Raw genomic sequence first — 16603 nt, 5'->3', positions numbered from 1 at the left:
CTGGGCGGTGGGAAGCGGTTGGGGGGATGCGGTTCTTTGCGGCGGTTGGGCGGTAGTGGCCGTAAGGGCTGTAGGGGCCGTAGAGGTCAAGCAGTCGGAGTCAGGCGGGAGTTGCCCTCCGCCAGGGCGGTGAGGCTCTCGCCGAGTACGAACCCGGGGTCGATCTGCGCCGCCAGGTCGGCCCCGGTGCGCTCGTTCCCCCAGGACAGGGCGTTCTTCAGGTGGAAGTGCACCATCTGACTCGTGTAGCGCTCCCAGTCCCGCAGCTCGTACGTTGCGTCCACGGCCGTGTGCAGTCGGCGCAGGGCGAGGCGGTTGGCGTCCTCCAGGAGCTCGAACCGGGACGGGCGGCCCTTCTCCATGGCGCGCACCCAGTCCGAGTGCCCGACGGTCACCAGCAGGTCATCCCCGACCTCGGCGCGGAGGAAGTCGAGGTCGTCCTGGCCCTGCACCTTGTTGCCGACGACCTTCAGGACGACTCCGAAGTCGCGGGCGTACTCCTTGTACTGGCGATAGACGGAGACCCCCTTCCGGGTCGGCTCGGCGACGAGGAACGTGATGTCGAAGCGGGTGAACATGCCGGAGGCGAAGGAGTCCGAGCCCGCCGTCATGTCGACCACGACGTACTCGTCGGGGCCGTCCACCAGGTGGTTCAGGAACAGCTCCACCGCCCCCGTCTTGGAGTGGTAGCAGGCCACTCCAAGGTCGGAGTCCGTGAAGGGGCCGGTGACCATCAAACGGACGGCACCGCCGTCGAGTTCCACCGGCCGGGCGCAGGCGTCGTACACCGGATTGCGCTCGGACACCCGCAGCAGCCGCGAACCCTCGCCGGGTGGCGTCGTCTTGATCATCGTCTTGGCGGAGGCGATCCGCGGATTGGAGCCGCGCAGCCAGTCCTTGATCAGCGGCAACCGCTCGCCCATCGCGGGCAGTGCGGCGGCCTTCGCCTCGTCGAGCCCGAGCGCGGCTCCCAGGTGCTGGTTGATGTCGGCGTCGACCGCGACGACCGGCGCGCCGGTCGCGGCGAGCTGGCGGATGAACAGGGAGGACAGGGTCGTCTTGCCGCTGCCGCCCTTCCCGACGAAAGCAATTTTCATGTTCACGAAGAGTAGTGGGAAGGTAGCTGTATGTGGCAGGCGTGCGAGGGGAAGGCCACTCGAACGTGGGGTGCGGGCCTATGGGTGAGGGCGAAGCCCGATGGGGGCTGCGGTGTCGGGTGAGGGGTGGGCGCGTAGTGTCGTACTCATGAGTACGACAGGTGCGACCGCCGATCCGCTCGCGGCCCTCGGGTCGCTGCCCGGGGTGCCCGAGTCCGTTGAGTCCGTGCGCAAGGCCGTGGACCGGGTCTACGGACACCGGATCATGCGGCGCCGTAGCAACGAGATCACCTCCGAGGCGGCCCTGCGCGGAGCCCGTGGCTCCGCGGCGCTGTCGGGCGCCGAATGGGCGCTCGAAGAGGTCCGTCGGCGTACCGACTTCAGCGGTGACGACGAAGCTCGCGTCATGGGCGCCGCCCTGCGGCTGACCGCCGAGGCGGGCCAACTGCTGTCCATCTGGCGGCAGTCTCCGCTGCGGGTGCTGGCCCGGCTGCACCTGGTGGCCGCGGCGAGTGACGACGACACGGTCGGGCGCCCGCGTCAGGAGGGTGAGCCGGTCGACGAGTCGCTGGTCGAGCTGCCGGCGCCGAGCGCGGCGGAGGTGCACGGCCGTCTGGAAGGGCTGTCCGAGCTGATCATCGTCGGCGGTTCGGCACCCGCCCTGGTGACGGCCGCCGTTGTGCACGGCGAGCTACTCGCGCTGCGCCCGTTCACGTCCCACAACGGCCTGGTAGCGCGAACGGCCGAGCGTATCGTCCTCGTCGGCAGCGGTCTGGACCCGAAGTCCGTCTGTTCGGCCGAGGTCGGCCACGCCGAACTGGGTCGGGCGGCCTATCTTGCGGCGCTCGGCGGCTACGTCTCCGGCACGCCCGAGGGCATGGCCGCCTGGATCACCCACTGCGGCAAGGCGATCGAGCTCGGGGCGCGCGAGTCGACGGCGGTGTGCGAGGCGCTGCAGCGCGGGGCGGCGTAGGTACGCGCGTGTTGGGGCTGTCGGGAAGCACGCGTGCGCGTGGGGCTGTCGGGATGCACACGTGCGCGTAGGGCTGTTGGGAGCCACGTGTGCGTGCGGAGCCGTCATAAATCATGCGCGCGCGGTGCGTCGCGTCTTGAGGGCTGCGAGCCATGGGGCATGAGAAAAGCCCCGCGCGGGGGCTCATATGAGTTGCGGCGGTACGAGGATTCGTACCGCCGCTGGCATGTTCACCGGGTTACCAAGCGTCCTCGATATGTTGCCCATCAGGTCGGGAACTTTGCCCGTCACCTGGTGCGGCTGGCCCGTAATCGACGGGTCGACGTCGCGTGGGTGCCCAATGTTCATGCTCGGTCCGTGGGGCCAAATGCGTATTAAAGGTGATCCTCTCGGATGTCCTTGGTCTCGCGGGCCGTTGAGTCCTTTGTACTCCAGGACCCAACCAAGCGGAAGCCCTGGCTGCAGTTCTTTACTTTTACCCTCAAAAAGGTGCCAAAAGGACACCGGTCCGCCGAACAGGGCATCCGGAACCCGGGCTGCGCAGGTCAGGCGAGTGCCGTACGCCGTCGACTCGCGTACCAGACGAGGCCCGCGGTGGCCGCAGCGGCTCCTACGGCGGCGACCGCGAGAAGGGCGGGACGCGGTGGTACCGACAACGAGGGGATGCGCTTCTTGAGTCGAACAGGGCGGTGGAAATCGAGAATCGGCCACCCGCGCGCGAGTGCCTCGCGGCGCAGCGCGCGGTCGGGATTCACGGCGTGCGGCTGACCGACGGCCTGAAGCATCGGCAAGTCGGTGGCCGAGTCGCTGTATGCGTAGCACCGGGAGAGGTCGTAGCCCTCGGACTCGGCCAGTTCCTTGATCGCCTCGGCCTTCGTCGGGCCGTATGCGTAGTACTCCACCTCCCCGGTGAAGCAGCCGTCGTCGCCCACGACCATCCGGGTGGCCACCACACGGTCGGCGCCGAGCAACTCGCCGATCGGCTCGACCACCTCGGCACCCGACGTGGACACGATCACGACGTCGCGGCCGGCTGTGTGGTGCTCCTCGATGAGGGAGGCGGCCTCGTCGTAGATGATCGGGTCGATCAGGTCGTGCAGCGTCTCGGCGACGATCTCCTTGACCTGCTGGACGTTCCAGCCGCGGACGAGCGCGGAGAGGTACTTGCGGGTGCGCTCCATCTGGTCATGGTCCATACCGCCGACGCGGAAGACGAACTGGGCATATGCGGTCCGCAAGGCGGCCCTGCGGTTGATCAGACCGCCTTGGTAGAACGACTTGCTGAACGTGAGCGTGCTCGACTTCGCAATGACCGTCTTGTCCAGGTCAAAGAAGGCGGCTGTGCGGGGCAAGGAGTGGTTTTCCACAACCCCGAGCATAGGCGCAGCCCATTCGGCGTAAGGTGGGCGCGTGGGTTTGCCTGAGAGGGCTCTCGGGTACACCATGGAAGTCACGGATCGTTCGCGACCGTGCTAACCCGGTCCGACTCCTCCCCCCCCCGAGTCGGCCGTGGAGACGACCCCCGCTCTCCCCCCCGGCGGGGGTCGTCGCATGTCCGGGTGGGTTTTCTGTCTTTCTGCGCGGCCGAGGGGCCGTGGCGAGGCGGCTGCGGCCGTCCCATCGGCGCACCCGTGATCCGTGACCCTGCGTAGTCGTCGCGCTGCTCTGCGGAAGTCGCACAGGGGTCGGTGCGGGGGTCACCGGTATGGGTGACGGCGATATTCACAACCGCCGAGTTGTCCACAGTTATCGACCAAGATCCACACGATTTCCGGGATCGCTGCACCGTGATTCCAACGCGTCCCGCCCGGGCCGACTTCATGGCCGGTTCTGGTTAGTCGGGCGTGTTTGGCCGGTTCCTATCGGCCGTTCATATGGAGGCCGGTTGCCGGTTCTTCACATGTTTGGGATTCGCGGGGCCGCAGGGCTGCGCGAGTGAAGCAGCGAAGGGGGATGGAAACCGTGACCGCAGCCGTCACACACGATCCGCCGCCCACCGCCTCCGGGCGCCCGGGCAAGCCGTTGATCGTCACGGAGGACGCCGAACTGCTCGACGACCTGCTGCGCTTGTGCGCGGCGGCCGGCGCCACACCCGAGGTTCACCCTGGGGTGCCCGAGCCCAGAGGCAGTTGGGAGGCCGCGCCGCTCGTCCTGGTCGGCGACGACGCCGCACGCCGCGTGCGCGGGGCCGGACGCAGGCGTGGAGTGGTGCTGGTCGGCCGGGACCAGGACGACTCGGGGGTCTGGCGCCGTGCCGTCGAGATCGGCGCCGATCACGTCCTGATGCTGCCGGACGGCGAGCAGTGGCTGGTCGACCGCATCGCCGACGTCGCCGAGGGCTTCGGCCGGCCGGCCCTCACCGTCGGGGTCATCGGCGGTCGCGGCGGGGCCGGGGCGTCCACGCTCGCGTGCGCTCTTGCCGTCACCGCCGCGCGTGAGGGGCTGCGCACACTGCTCGTGGACGCCGATCCACTGGGTGGCGGACTCGACGTCCTTCTCGGCGGCGAGGCGACCGAGGGCCTGCGCTGGCCAGCGTTCGCCGGCTCGCGCGGTCGGCTCGGCAGCGGCGCCCTGGAGGAGTCCCTGCCGAAGCTCCACTCCCTGCGGGTTCTGAGCTGGGATCGCGGTGACTGCCTCGCCGTACCTCCGCAGGCCATGCGAGCGGTGCTCGCCGCGGCCCGGCGCCGGGGCGGCACGGTCGTCGTCGACCTGCCCCGCCGTATCGATGACGGGGTCGCGGAGGCCCTGGCCCAGCTCGACGTCGGGATCCTCGTGGTCCCCGCCGAACTGCGCGCCGTCGCCGCGGCCCGGCAGGTGGCCTCGGCGGTCGGGATGGTCCTGCGGGATCTGCGGGTGGCCGTACGCGGGCCGTACGCGCCCGGGCTCGACGACCGGGAGGTGGCCCGGCTGCTGGACCTCCCCCTCGTGGGCGAGGTGCCGATCGAGTCGGGCCTGCTGCGCCCGCACGAGAGCAAGGATCCGCCGGGCGCGGTGGGGCGAGGGCCGCTGGCGCGGTTCTGCCGGGAGGTCTGGGAGCGGGCGTTGCTGGAAGCGAGGGCGGCATGAGTACGGCTTCGCGGCTCGAATGGGTGAGCGGCAGCGCAGTTGGTTCGGTGCGGGCGGCTCCTGAGCGGTGGCGGTCGGGCGGGGCGGTCGCGGGCAGGGGGCGTAGGGCCTCGCCGCGGTGGGCGTTGGACGGCGGGGCGAGTGACGCCTTCGCGCGGGGGTTGGCGGACCGCGTGGGCGGTACGGCTGCTGCTGGGCTGAAGTCTGGCCGGGCGGTGGGTGTGGCTGCTGTGGGGCTGGAGTCTGGCCGGGCGGTGGGTGTGGCTGCTGTGGGGCTGGAGTCTGGCCGTGCGGTGGGCGTGGCTGCTGTGGGGCGGGAGTTTGACCGTGCGGTGGAGATGGCCACTGTGCGGCGGGAGTCGGCCGATGTGGCTGGTGTGTCGGCTGGCCGTTGGGCCTCGGATGGGACGGTGGCCCAGGTGGGCATGCCGTCGGGGCTGCTCGACGGGGTGCGGCAGTGGCTGGTCGAGAGCGGGGCCGAGCCGACGCCTGCGCGCGTGGCGCAGGCTCTGCGGGAGCAGGGCAGGGTGCTGGGGGACGCCGAAGTCCTCGGGGCGGCCGAGCAGTTGCGGTCCGAGCTGGTCGGGAGCGGGCCGCTGGAGCCACTGCTCGCCGATCCGTCGGTGACGGATGTGCTGGTGTCGGCGCCGGACCGGGTCTGGGTCGACCGGGGCGGCGGCCTGGAGTTGACCTCCGTGTCCTTCCCGGACGCGGCGGCCGTACGACGCCTCGCGCAGCGCCTCGCCGCGGTGGCAGGGCGGCGGCTGGACGATGCGCGGCCCTGGGTGGATGCCCGGCTGCCCGACGGGACTCGGCTGCACGCGGTGCTGCCACCGGTCGCCGTCGGCTGCGCCTGTCTGTCGCTGCGAGTCGTGAGGCCGCGGGCGTTCACGCTCGACGAGCTGGTCGCGGCGGGCACGGTGCCGCCGGGCGGGGACCGGGTGCTGCGGGCGCTCGTCGACGCGCGGCTGTCCTTCGTCGTCAGCGGTGGGACCGGCAGCGGCAAGACGACCTTGCTGAGCGCGTTGCTGGGGCTGGTCGGGCCGGGCGAGCGGATCGTGCTCGCGGAGGACTCGGCCGAGCTCAGGCCGGACCATCCGCATGTCGTACGGCTGGAGAGCAGGCCCGCCAACCAGGAGGGCGCCGGGCTGGTCACCCTTGAGGACCTGGTGCGGCAGGCGCTGCGGATGCGGCCGGACCGGCTGGTCGTGGGCGAGGTGCGCGGGCCCGAAGTGGTCCATCTGCTGGCCGCGTTGAACACGGGCCACGAGGGAGGCTGCGGGACCGTCCACGCTAATGCGGCAGCCGATGTGCCGGCCCGTCTTGAGGCGCTCGGCATGGCCGCCGGGCTCGACCGGGCCGCGCTGCACAGCCAGTTGGCAGCCGCGCTGTCGGTCGTACTGCACTTGGTGCGTGATCGGACCGGGCGGCGGCGGATCGCCGAGGTCCATGTGCTGGAGCGGGATCCGTCGGGCCTGGTGCGGACGGTGCCGGCGCTGCGGTGGGACGCGCAGGCGTTCGCGTACGAGCAGGGCTGGGAGCGGCTGCGGGGGCTGCTTCGGGGAAGGAGCGGTGACCGTGCGGGCGGCGTGCCAGGACTCGCTGTTCGTGAGGGGGTCGGTGAATCGTGAGGGGTTCGGTGAATCGGGAAGGCTCGGTGAGCTGAATGGGTGAGATGTCGTTGGGCGCGGCCGTGGTGTGTCTCGGGGCGGCGGTCTGGTTGCTGGGCGGACGGAACTCCGGGACACGGCGGGCGCAGTTGTTGCTCGCAGGCGGTGGGGCGGTGGGAGCCGGGCCTCCCGACTGGCGGCAGTTGGCCGGGGAGCTGGGGCGACTGCGGGGACGGTTGCGGGCCGAGTGGTGGGCGCCGGCCGTCGGGCTGGTGCTGGGCGTGCTGGGGGCCTCGGTGCTGCCGGTCGTCGCGGGGGCGGCCGGGGTGCCGTTGTTGAGGAAGGTGCGGCTGGCCCGGGAGGCGCGGCGGGCACGGGAGCGTCGCGGGGACGCGGTGATCGCGTTGTGCGGGGCACTCGCCGGGGAGGTGCGGGCAGGACGGCAGCCGGGTGAGGCGTTGCTGCGAACGGCGTGGGACTCCGGTGCGCTCGGCGAAGCGCAGGGCGCGGTGCTGGCTGCGGCGCGGTTCGGCGGGGATGTGCCGGGCGCGCTCGCCTCTGCGGCACGGCAGCCGGGTGCCGAGGGGCTGTTGGGGCTGGCGGCCTGCTGGCGGGTTGCCGTGGATCAGGGTGCCGGGCTCGCGGCCGGACTCGAGCGGCTGGAAGGGGCGTTGCGGGCCCAGCGGGACCAACGCGCCGATTTGCGCGCTCAGTTGGCAGGGGCGCGATCGACGGTGGTGATGCTCGCCGGGTTGCCGGTGCTCGGGCTGCTGCTCGGTGCGGCCATGGGGGCCGATCCCATGCACGTGCTGCTGCATACCGGGGCGGGGCTCGCCTGTCTCGTGGTCGGCGGGGTGCTGGAGGGGCTGGGGATGTGGTGGGCGTTGGGGATCGTGCGGCGGGCGGAGGCGGTGTGAGGACTCGGGCGGGGCGGGGTCGTGAGAGGGAGGTGGCGGCGTGAGCGCGGAACTTTTCCACAGGTTGGGGGTCGCGGTGGGGACGGGGCTGGTCGTCGGGTGGCTGTTGCGGTGGCCCATGGCCGCGTGGCATGAGCGGAGAGTCCGGCAGCGGCTGGCCCAGTTGATGACCACCGCCGACGTGACGTCGAAACGCCGACGGTTCGACGTCCGAGGGGGTGTGCGGCAAGGACTGCCCATGGCGGCGGTCGTGGGCGCCGGTTGGGCCCTGGTTGGTGGTGTCGCCGGGTTCGCGGTGGGGCTGGTCGTCGCGGGCGGTCTGTGGCTGTGGCGGCGCCGGCAGAGAGCCGTTGATGCCGGGGAGGAGCTCGACACCGCTGAGGTGGATCGACAACTTCCGCTCGCCGCCGATCTGTTGGCGGCCTGTATCGCGGCGGGGGCTGGTCCGGTGATCGCGGCCCAGGCCGTGGGCGAGGCCCTGGGCGGCCCGGTCGGGGACGCGCTGGCTCGGGGCGCCGCGGAGGTGCGGCTCGGCGGGGAACCGGGCGAGGCGTGGCAGCGGCTGGCCTCGATGCCGAGGGCCGGGGCGTTGGCGCGGTTGCTGGAACGGGCCGATGTGTCGGGGCTGCCGGCGGCCGGACCGGTCGCGCGGCTCGCCGCGGAAGCCCGCGCCGACTGGGCACGCACCGCGACGGAACGGGCAAGGAGAGCGGCCGTCATGGTCTCTGCGCCGGTGGGGCTGTGCTTCCTGCCCGCGTTCATCGCGGTCGGTGTGGCGCCAGTGGTGATCGGGCTTGCGGGCGGGGTGCTGGGAGGGGGTGACGGGTGATGCGTGATGGGTGACGGGTGAGGGGCGGTGACGGCTGCCGGGCAGTGGTCGGAGTTTGCGGGTTCGCCTTTCGGAGTTCGCCGTTTGGAGTTCGCAGTCCGGCGTTCGCAGTCCGGCGTTCGCAGTTCTGCGACAGACGTTCAGCAGCCGACGGTCGACAGCGGACTTTCAGCAGCGGTCGGTCGACAAGAGGCGTTCAACAGATGGTTTCAACAAGACTGAACCTTACGGGGGTTGAGATGGGCAAGGCGGTACGGGCGCGGATGCGCCGACTGGTGTGCAGGGTGCGCGGGGCGCGGAGGGACGCGGGGATGGTCACATCCGAGTACGCGATGGGGATCGTCGCGGCGGTGGCGTTCGCCGTGGTGCTCTACAAGGTCGTGACGAGCGGGGAGGTCAGCGAGGAGCTGCAGGCCATCGTGAAGCAGGCGCTCGATGCGCGGATGTGAGCGGGGGAGAGAGCGAGGACTGGGCCAGGGGCCTGACCAAGGCCCCGACCATGGGCCTGACCAAGGCCGCGACCATGGGCCAGACCAAGGTCTGGACAAAGGGTCTGGCAGGGGACCGGATCGACCGGATCCGGGGTCTGGCCGTGGGCCGGATCGGGTGCGGGCGTGGGCGTCGGACCAGGGGTTCGTGACGGCGGAGTCGGCAGTCGTACTGCCCGTGCTGGTGATGTTCGCGATGGCGTTGGTGTGGGGGCTGCTCGTGGTGGCCGCGCAGATCCAGTGCGTGGACGCGGCCCGGACGGGCGCACGCGCGGCAGCCCGGCAGGATCCGGCCGACGCGGTCATCGAGGTGACCCGTGAGGCGGCACCGCGGGGCGCGACGGTCACGGTCGGCCGGGAGGGGGACGAGGTCCGCGTGGTCGTCGTGGCCAAGCCGCCGTTGCTGCGCGGGCTCCCCTTCGAGGTACGGGAGGAGGCCGTGGCGTTGGCGGAGGAGACGGTGGGGGTGGGGACATGAGAGGGGGTTTCGCAGTGGGCTGTGGGTCTGTTCGGAGGCTCCTCCCGGGCCGACGTTCTGGTCGAAGGCCCGTCGCCGGCCGCCGTGCAGAAGATGGTCGGCCTGTCGCCGGCCACTGTGGAAAAGGCCGGTGGCTCGTCTCCCCTCGCCACGCGGTCGGCGTGCCCGCCGGCAACCGTCACGCGGTCGGCGTGCCCGCCGGCAACCGTCACGCGGTCGGCGTGCCCGCCGGCAACCGTCACGCGGTCGGCGTGCCCGTCGGCAACCGTCACGCGGTCGGCGTGCCCGCCGGCAACCGTCACGCGACCGGCATGCCCGCCACCAACCGCCACGTGGACGTCCGACCGGTCACCGACCGGCCTACAGGCCAGGAACCGGCCTTCGGCCCACCGTTGGCCCGGAGACTCGCCGCCGACCTGCGCTCCGACCGCGGTTCCGCCACCGTCTGGAGCGTCGGTGCCATCGCCGTGCTCTGCGTCGTCTTCGGCGTCGTACTCGCCCTGGGCCAAGCCATCGTGACCCGGCACCAGGCGGCGGGCGGTGCGGATCTGGCGGCGCTTGCGGCGGCCGACCACTGGGCGGAGGGCGGTACGGCGGCCTGTGCCCGTGCGGAGCGGGTGGCGCGGGCGCAGGGTGTGCGGCTGGTGCGGTGCGAGGTGGTGGGCGAGGTCTCGGACGTGACGGCGGCGTCGGGCCGGGGGCCGTTCGCCGCGGAGGTCAGGGCGCGGGCGGGACCTGCGGACCCGTCCCTGCCGACGGAACCTCCACCGCTGTCTCCGCTGCCCGCCCCTGCGAGGACGGACCGGCCGACGCCGCCCTCCTGACCGGCTCTCCCGCCAGCGCACCCCCGTCCCCACCCGGAACCGTCTCGCCCTCCCCACCCATCCCAGCCCCCTCCGACTCCTCCGGCGCACCTCGCAACAGCACGGTCAGCAGCCGCACCGCCCCCCTCTTGTGCAGCGGATCGTTGCCGTTGCCGCACTTGGGGGACTGGATGCAGGACGGGCAGCCGGCGTCGCATTCGCAGGAGGCGATGGCCTGGCGGGTGGCGGTGAGCCAGGAGCGGGCCGTGTGGAAGGCGCGCTCGGCGAAGCCCGCACCGCCGGGGTGGCCGTCGTAGACGAAGACCGTGGGGAGGAGCGTGTCGGGGTGGAGGGGGATCGAGACGCCGCCGATGTCCCAGCGGTCGCAGGTCGCGAACAGGGGGAGCAGGCCGATCGAGGCGTGCTCGGCGGCGTGCAGGGCGCCGCCGAGGATCTCCGGGTTGATCCGGGCCTCGTCCAGCTGGTCCTCGGTGACCGTCCACCACACCGCGCGTGTGCGCAGCGTACGAGGAGGGAGGTCGAGTTTCGTTTCGCCCAGTACTTCGCCGGTGATGAGCCGGCGGCGCAGGAAGGAGACCACCTGGTTGGTGACCTCGACGGAGCCGTAGCACAGGCGGCCGTCGCCCCATGGGACCTCGACGTCCGTCTCCAGGACGGAGATCGCCGTCGTGTCGCGGGCGACCGTCGAATACGGCGGGGCGGCCTCCTCGACCAGGGCGACCGAGTCCTCCAGGTCGAGGGAGCGGACGAGATACGTGCGGCCCTGGTGCAGGTGCACCGCACCCTCGTGGACGGTCGTGTGCGCGGCGCCCGCGTCTACCGTGCCGAGCAGCCGGCCCGTCCCGGTCTCGACCACCTGGACCGGGCGGCCGCCCCCGCCGCGGATGTCGGTGAGGTCGGCGGCGCGTTCCCGGCGTGTCCAGTGCCAGGCCTTCGTACGGCGGCGCAGCAGCTTCGCGGCCTCCAGTTGCGGCAGCAGCCCCTCGGTCTCCGGGCCGAACAGTGCCAGGTCCTCGTCCGTCAGCGGGATTTCCGCGGCGGCCGCGCACAGGTGCGGGGCCAGGACGTACGGGTTGTCGGGGTCGAGGACGGTCGACTCCACCGGGCGGTCGAACAGGGCCTCGGGGTGGTGGACGAGGAAGGTGTCCAGCGGGTCGTCGCGGGCGACCAGGACGGCCAGCGCGCCCTGCCCGGAGCGGCCGGCCCGGCCCGCCTGCTGCCACAGGGAGGCGCGTGTGCCGGGATATCCGGCGATCAGCACGGCGTCCAGACCGGAGACGTCGATGCCGAGCTCCAGCGCCGTCGTGGCGGCGAGGCCGAGGAGTTCGCCGGAGTGGAGGGCCTGTTCCAGGGCGCGGCGCTCCTCGGGGAGGTAGCCGCCGCGGTAGGCCGCGACACGCCGGGCGAGGGAGCGGTCTACCTCGGCGAGGCGTTCCTGGGCGATGACCGAGATCAGCTCGGCGCCGCGCCGGGAGCGTACGAAGGCGACCGAGCGCACTCCCTGCACGGTCAGGTCGGTCAGGAGGTCGGCCGTCTCGGCCGTGGCGGTACGGCGCACCGGGGCGCCCTTCTCGCCCTGGAGCTCGGTGAGCGGGGGCTCCCAGAGGGCGAAGACCAGCTCGCCGCGTGGGGAGGCGTCGTCGGCGACCTCCACCACCGGGAGGCCGGTGAGGCGGCGGGCGGCCACCGCGGGTTCGGCGGCGGTCGCGGAGGCCAGCAGGAAGACGGGAGAGGCCCCGTAGCGGGCGCAGAGGCGGCGTAGGCGGCGCAGGACCTGGGCGACGTGGGAGCCGAAGACGCCCCGGTAGGTGTGGCACTCGTCGATGACGACGTACTTCAGCGCCTTCAGGAAGGAGGACCAGCGGGGGTGGGACGGGAGTATGCCGCGATGCAGCATGTCGGGGTTGGTGAGGACGTAGTTGGCGTACTGGCGGATCCACTCGCGTTCCTCGAATGGAGTATCGCCGTCGTACACGGCCGGTCGAACTGAATTGCCCAGCGGATGTGAAAGTTCCTTCACTGAACGGCACTGGTCCGCCGCAAGGGCCTTGGTGGGAGCCAGGTAGAGCGCGGTGGCGCCGCGGCCGTTCGGGGCTTCTGAGCCGTCCAGGAGCGTCGAGATGACTGGCACGAGGTAGGCCAGGGACTTGCCGGACGCCGTGCCCGTGGCGACGACCACGGAGTCGCCGTCCAGGGCGTGCTCGGCGGCTCGTGCCTGGTGAGCCCAGGGATGTTCGATTCCCGCGGTCTGCACCGCGGCGATGACCTCCGCGCGGATCCGGTCCGGCCAGACGGCATGGCGACCCTCGCGCGGGGGCACATGCTCCGTATGAGTGATGCGCGAAGCCCGACTCGGCCCCGAGGCGAGTCGGCCCAGCACCGCGCCCGGGTCCACCCGGGAAACGGGGCCCGTCGGGGATCGATCGGATCGGTGATTCTTGGCCATCGGCACCGAGTGTGTCACTGGCGTGACGGACAATGGGACCAAGGCGTCGTGCACGCCTGCCGGTAAGTGATTGAATGCCATCGCGGCTGGCGAACCGTCCTGGGGGCTGTAAGCCGAGGTGTCCCGAGGGACGACCGCTCGATTAGCAAGGTGCTGGAGGATCCGTGGACCTGTCCCTGTCGACCCGTACCGTCGGCGATCGTACGGTCGTCGAGGTCGGTGGCGAAATCGACGTATATACCGCGCCAAAGTTGCGCGAGCAGTTGGTCGAGCTGGTGAACGACGGGAGTTTCCACCTCGTCGTCGACATGGAGGGCGTGGACTTCCTCGACTCCACCGGGCTCGGCGTACTGGTCGGCGGCCTGAAGCGCGTGCGTGCCCATGAGGGCTCCCTGCGCCTGGTCTGCAACCAGGAGCGCATTCTCAAGATCTTCCGCATCACCGGCCTCACCAAGGTGTTCCCGATCCACACCTCGGTCGAGGAAGCGGTGGCGGCGACCGACTGATCACCGGACCAGGACCCGCCGCAGGGCGGGCCCCGGCACGGCAGAAGTTGAAAGAGAAGGGGGATCGGGCTTTCGGCAGCCCGGTCCTCCGGAAGCACGCCCGTAGTTCGGAGGGGGATGCATGGCCACCGTTGAACTCCGCTTCAGCGCGCTGCCCGAGCACGTCAGGACCGCCCGGCTGGTGGCGGCAGCGGTGGCGCGCAGGGCCGGAGTGGACGAGGCCGTCCTGGACGAGGTGAGACTCGCCGTCGGCGAGGCCTGCACCCGTGCCGTCGGACTGCACCAGAGCGTCGGCATCACGGCGCCGGTGAAGGTGTCGCTGATCGAGGAGGAGAAACAGTTCTCCATCGAGGTCGGCGACGAGGCGCCGCGCTCCGTTCCCGGCGAGCGGGCATCCGGCGCCGCGGGCGGCGACGGCGAGGTGGAAGCCGAAGAGGACGAGATGGGTCTCGCGGTCATCAGTGGCCTCGTCGACGACGTGGAGGTCTCCGCCGGGGAGCACGGTGGGCTGATCCGCATGACCTGGCCGACCACACCGCCGGCCGCGGTGCTCTCCTGAACGATCCGCCGACCCAACCTCATCGCCGAAGGGGCCCTGCTGAGCAGGGCCCCTTCGCGTTTTCGTCAACGGATCGGGCAATTCGTGAAGGAATTCACGATCAATGAGCCGATAATTCGATCAAGTGGCAATGCGCGCGCCTACGACCGTCAACGGTTTTAGGGCATTAGCGCTTTCGGGTTCACTGGCGTGACGTCGATCATTTGCTGAACGGCATGTGAAGGCTAATTCCGTTTGCCGCGCTCTGTTTTGATCAGGTTCCGGTACCTAGAATCCGTCCACATCTTGAGCTCAGCCCAAGCGTCAAGGAGGACGAATGGCGGGGCTTTCTACCCCTCATCAGCTGGACCATCCCACAACCCTCGCAGCGGCAGTGCTGACCGACGACAACCGGATCATCATCACGGTCATCGGGGTCGTCGCACTGGCAGCGCTCGTGGTCGCCGGCGTTCTCGTACGCCAGGTGCTCGCGGCGGGCGAGGGCACCGACAGCATGAAGAAGATCGCGACGGCCATCCAGGAAGGCGCGAACGCCTATCTGGCCAGGCAGTTGCGCACGCTCGGCGTATTCGCCGTCGTGGTGTTCTTCCTGCTCATGCTGCTGCCCGCGGACGACTGGAATCAGCGCATCGGCCGATCGGTGTTCTTCTTGATCGGCGCCGCGTTCTCGGCGGCGACCGGTTATATCGGCATGTGGCTGGCCGTGCGCAGCAATGTGCGCGTCGCTGCGGCAGCACGGGAAGCGACCCCGGCGGAGGGTGAGCCGGAAAAGGATCTCACCGCCGTCTCACACAAAGCCATGAAGATCGCTTTCCGCACGGGCGGCGTCGTCGGCATGTTCACAGTGGGGCTCGGTCTGCTGGGCGCCTCCTGTGTGGTGCTGGTGTACGCGGCCGACGCGCCGAAGGTGCTCGAAGGATTCGGTCTCGGTGCCGCGCTGATCGCGATGTTCATGCGTGTCGGCGGCGGCATCTTCACCAAGGCCGCCGACGTCGGCGCCGACCTGGTCGGCAAGGTCGAGCAGGGCATTCCGGAGGACGATCCGCGTAATGCCGCGACCATCGCCGACAACGTGGGCGACAACGTCGGCGACTGCGCGGGCATGGCGGCCGACCTCTTCGAGTCGTACGCGGTGACCCTGGTCGCCGCGCTGATCCTCGGATCGGCGGCCTTCGGCAACTCCGGGCTCGCCTTCCCGCTGATCGTGCCGGCGATCGGCGTGATCACCGCGATGATCGGCATCTTCGCCGTGGCCCCGCGCCGCACCGACCGCAGCGGCATGACCGCGATCAACCGTGGGTTCTTCATCTCCGCGGTGATCTCGATCGTGCTGGTCGCGGCCGCCGTGTACATCTACCTGCCGTCGTCGTACGCCGACCTCGACGGCATCACCGACGAGGCCATCGCCGCCAAGGACGGCGACCCGCGGATCCTCGCGCTCATCGCGGTCGGGATCGGCATCCTGCTGGCCGCCGTCATCCAGCAGCTGACCGGCTACTTCACCGAGACCAACCGGCGCCCGGTCATGGACATCGGCAAGACCTCGCTCACCGGTCCCGCCACCGTCATCCTCGCCGGCATCTCCATCGGCCTGGAGTCGGCCGTCTACACCGCCCTGCTGATCGGCCTCGGCGTCTACGGCGCCTTCCTGCTCGGCGGCACGTCGATCATGCTGGCGCTGTTCGCGGTGGCGCTGGCCGGCACCGGCCTGCTCACCACGGTCGGCGTGATCGTCGCCATGGACACCTTCGGGCCGGTCTCCGACAACGCGCAGGGCATCGCCGAGATGTCCGGCGACGTCGAGGGCGCCGGCGCCCAGGTGCTCACCAACCTGGACGCGGTCGGCAACACCACCAAGGCCATCACCAAGGGCATCGCCATCGCCACCGCCGTCCTGGCGGCGGCGGCGCTCTTCGGGTCGTACCGCGACGCCATCACCACCGGCGCGCGGGACGTGGGCGAGAAACTCAGCGGCGAAGGCGCGCCGATGAACCTGATGATGGACATCTCGCAGCCCAACAACCTCGTCGGTCTCATCGCGGGCGCGGCGGTCGTCTTCCTCTTCTCGGGCCTCGCCATCAACGCCGTGTCACGGTCGGCGGGTTCCGTGGTCTACGAGGTACGGCGGCAGTTCCGTGAGCGGCCCGGGATCATGGACTACACGGAGAAGCCGGAGTACGGCAAGGTCGTCGACATCTGCACCCGGGATGCCCTGCGCGAGCTCGCCACGCCCGGTCTGCTCGCCGTGATGGCGCCCATCTTCATCGGGTTCACGCTCGGGGTCGGTGCCCTGGGCGCGTTCCTGGCGGGCGCGATCGGCGCCGGCACGCTGATGGCGGTGTTCCTCGCCAACTCCGGCGGCGCCTGGGACAACGCCAAGAAACTCGTCGAGGACGGCCACCATGGCGGCAAGGGCAGCGAGGCCCACGCCGCGACGGTGATCGGCGACACGGTCGGCGACCCCTTCAAGGACACCGCCGGTCCCGCGATCAACCCGCTGCTGAAGGTGATGAACCTGGTCGCGCTGCTCATCGCGCCCGCGGTCATCCAGTTCAGCTACGGCGAGGACAAGAACGTCGGCGTACGGGTCACCATCGCCGTACTGTCGCTCCTCGTGATCGTCAGCGCGGTCTACGTCTCCAAGCGGCGCGGCATCGCCATGGGTGACGAAGGCAACGCCGACAGGGCGGCCAAGCCGGTCGATCCGGCGGTGGTTTCGTAGGCGGTCTTACGACGGCCCAGTTCAAGGGGCGGGCGGGCGGCGCGTGTTGACGTGCCGCCCGCCCGCCTCGTGCTTGTTCACGCCCTTG

15 protein-coding genes are annotated in these 16603 nt (G+C 70.9%); 12 read left to right on the top strand and 3 right to left on the bottom strand.

Annotated elements, in window-relative coordinates; all coding sequences use genetic code 11:
* Positions 1-86 precede the first annotated feature (86 nt).
* Positions 87-1097 (bottom strand): ATP-binding protein, encoded by a 1011-nt coding sequence (locus ACIA8X_RS00970; protein WP_399457485.1) that lies wholly within the window; start codon positions 1095-1097, stop codon positions 87-89.
* A 148-nt stretch (positions 1098-1245) separates the two neighbouring features.
* Between ACIA8X_RS00970 and ACIA8X_RS00965 the strand changes: the two genes are divergently transcribed.
* Positions 1246-2070 (top strand): oxidoreductase, encoded by an 825-nt coding sequence (locus tag ACIA8X_RS00965; protein WP_399457484.1) that lies wholly within the window; start codon positions 1246-1248, stop codon positions 2068-2070.
* A gap of 545 nt (positions 2071-2615) precedes the next feature.
* Here ACIA8X_RS00965 and ACIA8X_RS00960 read toward each other — a convergent pair.
* Entirely contained in the window at positions 2616-3449 is an 834-nt protein-coding gene (locus tag ACIA8X_RS00960) for an HAD family hydrolase (RefSeq protein WP_393449511.1), read from the bottom strand.
* A gap of 574 nt (positions 3450-4023) precedes the next feature.
* Between ACIA8X_RS00960 and ssd the strand changes: the two genes are divergently transcribed.
* The 8 genes from ssd to ACIA8X_RS00920 all read left to right on the top strand — a co-directional run bounded on the left by ssd (position 4024) and on the right by ACIA8X_RS00920 (position 10282).
* A complete protein-coding gene (ssd, locus tag ACIA8X_RS00955) occupies positions 4024-5136 on the top strand; it encodes a septum site-determining protein Ssd (protein WP_393449508.1) in 1113 nt (370 codons plus the stop codon).
* 425 nt (positions 5137-5561) lie between these two features.
* Positions 5562-6767 carry a TadA family conjugal transfer-associated ATPase gene (locus ACIA8X_RS00950; RefSeq protein ID WP_393450044.1) on the top strand — a complete coding sequence of 402 codons (1206 nt, stop codon included), beginning with the start codon at positions 5562-5564 and terminating at the stop codon, positions 6765-6767.
* Between the two features lie 35 nt (positions 6768-6802).
* Positions 6803-7663 carry a type II secretion system F family protein gene (locus tag ACIA8X_RS00945; RefSeq protein ID WP_393449505.1) on the top strand — a complete coding sequence of 287 codons (861 nt, stop codon included), beginning with the start codon at positions 6803-6805 and terminating at the stop codon, positions 7661-7663.
* A 40-nt stretch (positions 7664-7703) separates the two neighbouring features.
* The gene (locus ACIA8X_RS00940; RefSeq protein WP_393449502.1) at positions 7704-8492 is read left to right on the top strand and encodes a type II secretion system F family protein; all 789 of its coding nucleotides are present in this window, start codon (positions 7704-7706) and stop codon (positions 8490-8492) included.
* A gap of 239 nt (positions 8493-8731) precedes the next feature.
* Positions 8732-8941 (top strand): DUF4244 domain-containing protein, encoded by a 210-nt coding sequence (locus ACIA8X_RS00935; RefSeq protein ID WP_393449499.1) that lies wholly within the window; start codon positions 8732-8734, stop codon positions 8939-8941.
* Positions 8938-9132, top strand: a complete 195-nt coding sequence (locus ACIA8X_RS00930; protein WP_393449496.1) for a hypothetical protein — start codon at positions 8938-8940, stop codon at positions 9130-9132. The genes ACIA8X_RS00935 and ACIA8X_RS00930 overlap by 4 nt, the downstream gene beginning before the upstream one ends.
* Entirely contained in the window at positions 9129-9458 is a 330-nt protein-coding gene (locus ACIA8X_RS00925; RefSeq protein ID WP_393449493.1) for a TadE family type IV pilus minor pilin, read from the top strand. The genes ACIA8X_RS00930 and ACIA8X_RS00925 overlap by 4 nt, the downstream gene beginning before the upstream one ends.
* A gap of 392 nt (positions 9459-9850) precedes the next feature.
* Entirely contained in the window at positions 9851-10282 is a 432-nt protein-coding gene (locus ACIA8X_RS00920; RefSeq protein WP_393450041.1) for an Rv3654c family TadE-like protein, read from the top strand.
* On the opposite strand, the gene ACIA8X_RS00915 is transcribed toward ACIA8X_RS00920, so the two are convergent.
* A complete protein-coding gene (locus tag ACIA8X_RS00915) occupies positions 10176-12809 on the bottom strand; it encodes a DEAD/DEAH box helicase (RefSeq protein ID WP_393449490.1) in 2634 nt (877 codons plus the stop codon). The two genes, ACIA8X_RS00920 and ACIA8X_RS00915, sit on opposite strands and share 107 nt — an antisense overlap.
* An 83-nt stretch (positions 12810-12892) precedes the next feature.
* On the opposite strand from ACIA8X_RS00915, the gene bldG reads away from it, so the two are divergent.
* From bldG to ACIA8X_RS00900, 3 genes are all read left to right on the top strand, one after another.
* Entirely contained in the window at positions 12893-13234 is a 342-nt protein-coding gene (gene bldG / locus ACIA8X_RS00910) for an anti-sigma factor antagonist BldG (RefSeq protein ID WP_003975386.1), read from the top strand.
* 121 nt (positions 13235-13355) lie between these two features.
* The gene (locus tag ACIA8X_RS00905) at positions 13356-13793 is read left to right on the top strand and encodes an ATP-binding protein (protein WP_093908634.1); all 438 of its coding nucleotides are present in this window, start codon (positions 13356-13358) and stop codon (positions 13791-13793) included.
* A 316-nt stretch (positions 13794-14109) separates the two neighbouring features.
* Complete coding sequence (locus ACIA8X_RS00900; RefSeq protein ID WP_393449487.1) at positions 14110-16515, top strand: sodium-translocating pyrophosphatase; 2406 nt, start codon at positions 14110-14112, stop codon at positions 16513-16515.
* The last annotated feature ends 88 nt before the right edge of the window (positions 16516-16603 follow it).

The organism is Streptomyces sp. NPDC051738 (assembly GCF_044453205.1).
In the GTDB taxonomy this organism is placed as follows: Bacteria; Actinomycetota; Actinomycetes; order Streptomycetales; family Streptomycetaceae; genus Streptomyces.
Note: the sequence above shows the minus strand (reverse complement) of the source record. Positions and strands in the feature narration are given on the sequence as shown.